Origin of the sequence: Cellulomonas citrea, from assembly GCF_009829685.1 — a bacterium.
Taxonomy (GTDB): domain Bacteria; phylum Actinomycetota; class Actinomycetes; order Actinomycetales; family Cellulomonadaceae; genus Cellulomonas; species Cellulomonas citrea.
In genome coordinates this window covers 1-2661 of sequence record NZ_VWSD01000240.1, presented here as the reverse complement: position 1 = coordinate 2661, position 2661 = coordinate 1, and the positions used below count along the sequence as shown (strand labels likewise).

Below are 2661 nucleotides of genomic sequence, written 5' to 3'. Positions count from 1 at the left end.
CCCCGCCCCAGCGGCCGGCGGCGACCCCGCCCCCCGGCGCCTGTCGCGCCGCGGGCGTCTCGTGGTGCTCGACCTGGCCGGCCTCAGCGACGTCGACGTCCTGCTGGAGCACCTGGCGCAGCTGTGCGAGGGCTCCTCGCGACGCTCCGCCTGCCGGACCCCGCTCACCTCGACCGAGCGCGCGGTGCACGCCCTGCTGGGCCAGGGCTACTCCAACGCCGGGATCGCCGACCTGCTGCAGCTCTCGCCCAAGACGGTGGAGGGCTGCGTCTCGGCGGTGTTCGCCAAGCTGGGCCTGCCGCGGGACGACCCGGCCCGCAACCGCCGGGTGGCAGCCGCGCTGCGCTGGTTCGCCACGGCCAGCTGAGCACCGATACCCCCTAGGGGTATAGTGGGGCCTCACGAAGGAGGTCCCATGCACGGGTACACGAGCGACAAGGACGCCTACCTCAAGCGGCTGCGCCGTATCGAGGGCCAGGTGCGCGGGATCGAGAACATGGTCGAGCAGGACGTCTACTGCATCGACGTGCTCACCCAGATCGCCGCGGTCACCAAGGCGTTGCAGGCGGTGAGCATCGGCCTGGTCGAGGACCACCTGTCGCACTGCGTCGTCGACGCCGCGCGGCAGTCACCCGAGGCCGGCCAGGCCAAGGTCACGGAGGCCGCCCAGGCGATCGCCCGCCTGGTGCGCAGCTGACGCACACCCCTGCCGCGCCCGCGCGGCCCGCACCCCCAGGAGCACCCATGAGCCAGACCACCCGCTTCTCCGTCGACGGCATGACCTGCGGCCACTGCGTGCAGCACGTCACCACCGAGCTGACCGCGATCGACGGCGTCACCGACGTCCAGGTCGAGCTGGTGAACGGCGGGTCCTCGCCCGTCGTCGTCACGTCCGACGGCCCGCTGTCCGACGAGGCCATCGCCGCCGCGATCGACGAGGCCGGGTACGCGCTCACCCCGCGGGGCTCGCTGCTGTGACCGCCCGGCCGGCGCTCGAGGTCGACCTCGCGATCGAGGGGATGACCTGCGCCTCCTGCGTGGCGCGTGTGGAGAAGCGGCTCGACCGCGTCCCCGGCGCCCAGGCGAGCGTCAACCTCGCCCTGGAGACCGCGCACGTCACCCTGGTCGCCGACGACGACGCGCCGGCCACGCTCGACCCCGACGCCCTCGTGGCCGCCGTGCGCGCCGCCGGGTACGACGCCACCGTGCTGCGCACCGTCCCGGCGGGGCCAGACCGCACCGAGAGCGAGACGCCCGCTGACGCCGGGCACCTCGGCACGGCGCACGACGGCTCGACCCATGACGCCGCCGACCCGGCCACCCCGACCCACGGCGACCTCGACCACGTCCTGTCCGGTCACACGATGTCCCCGGGCGAGGTGATGGAGCCGGCCGCCGACACGTCGGCCCCGACCCACGACCGCGGCGCCGACCTGCTGCGCCGGCTGCGCCTCGCCGTCGTGCTCACCGTCCCCGTGGTGGCGCTGTCCATGGTGCCGGCGCTGCAGTTCCGCGGCTGGCAGTGGGTCGTCGCAGTCCTCGCGCTGCCCGTCGCCACCTGGTCCGCGTGGCCGTTCCACCGCGCCGCCGCCCGCGCGGCCCGGCACGGCTCGTCGACCATGGACACGCTCGTCTCGATCGGCATCGTCGCGGCCACCGGCTGGTCGCTGTGGGCGCTCCTGCTCGGCGGCGCCGGGATGCTCGGCATGACGATGACCCCGACGCTGTGGCCGCGCGCCGGAGCCGGTCACACCGGCATGCCCGAGCTCTACTTCGAGGTCGCGGCCGTCGTCACCACGTTCCTGCTCACCGGCCGGTACGCCGAGCACCGCGCCCGGCGCCGGGCCGGTGACGCCCTGCGCGCCCTGCTCGACCTGGGCGCCAAGGACGTCGCGCTCCTGGTCAGCGGCCCGGACGGGCGCCGCACCGAGCAGCGGGTGCCCATCGGGCAGCTCGCGGTCGGCGACCTGTTCGCGGTGCGCCCGGGCGAGAAGGTGGCCACCGACGGCGTGGTCGTCGAGGGCACGTCCGCTGTGGACGCCTCGCTGCTCACCGGTGAGCCGGTGCCGGTCGAGGTCGGTCCGGGCGATGCGGTCACCGGGGCCACGCTCAACACCTCCGGGCACCTCGTGGTGCGCGCGAGCGCCGTCGGCGAGGCGACCCAGCTCGCGCAGATCGGCGCCCTCGTGGCCCGCGCGCAGACGGGCAAGGCCCCCGTGCAGCGGCTGGCCGACCGGATCTCCGCGGTGTTCGTGCCCGTGGTGCTCGCGCTCGCGGCGGTCACCCTCGTGGCCTGGCTGGTGGCCGGCGCCGGGCCGCAGGCGGCGTTCACCGCGGCGGTCGCGGTGCTCATCATCGCCTGCCCGTGCGCGCTCGGCCTGGCCACCCCGACGGCACTGCTGGTCGGCACCGGGCGCGGTGCGCAGCTCGGCATCCTGCTGCGCGGCCCGCAGGTGCTCGAACGCACCCGGGCCGTCGACACGATCGTGCTCGACAAGACCGGCACCGTGACCGCCGGCCGGATGGCCCTGGTCGACGTCGTGCCCGCCGACGGCGAGGACGAGGACCGGGTGCTCGCCCTGGCCGGGGCCGTCGAGGCGCTCGCCGAGCACCCCGTCGCCCAGGCCGTCGCCGCAGCGGCCGGCGAGCTGGCCGCCGCAG

4 protein-coding genes are annotated in these 2661 nt (G+C 75.6%); all 4 read left to right on the top strand.

Going from position 1 to position 2661, the window contains the following annotated elements; all coding sequences use genetic code 11:
* Positions 1-367: helix-turn-helix transcriptional regulator (locus tag F2B26_RS15625; protein ID WP_201292784.1), on the top strand; the 367-nt coding region annotated here is incomplete at its 5' end.
* 48 nt (positions 368-415) lie between these two features.
* Positions 416-697, top strand: coding sequence for a metal-sensitive transcriptional regulator (locus F2B26_RS15620; protein ID WP_159810922.1), 282 nt, complete (start codon positions 416-418; stop codon positions 695-697).
* A gap of 47 nt (positions 698-744) precedes the next feature.
* Positions 745-978 (top strand): heavy-metal-associated domain-containing protein, encoded by a 234-nt coding sequence (locus tag F2B26_RS15615; protein WP_159810920.1) that lies wholly within the window; start codon positions 745-747, stop codon positions 976-978.
* A 41-nt stretch (positions 979-1019) separates the two neighbouring features.
* Positions 1020-2661: heavy metal translocating P-type ATPase (locus F2B26_RS15610; RefSeq protein ID WP_159810924.1), on the top strand; the 1642-nt coding region annotated here is incomplete at its 3' end.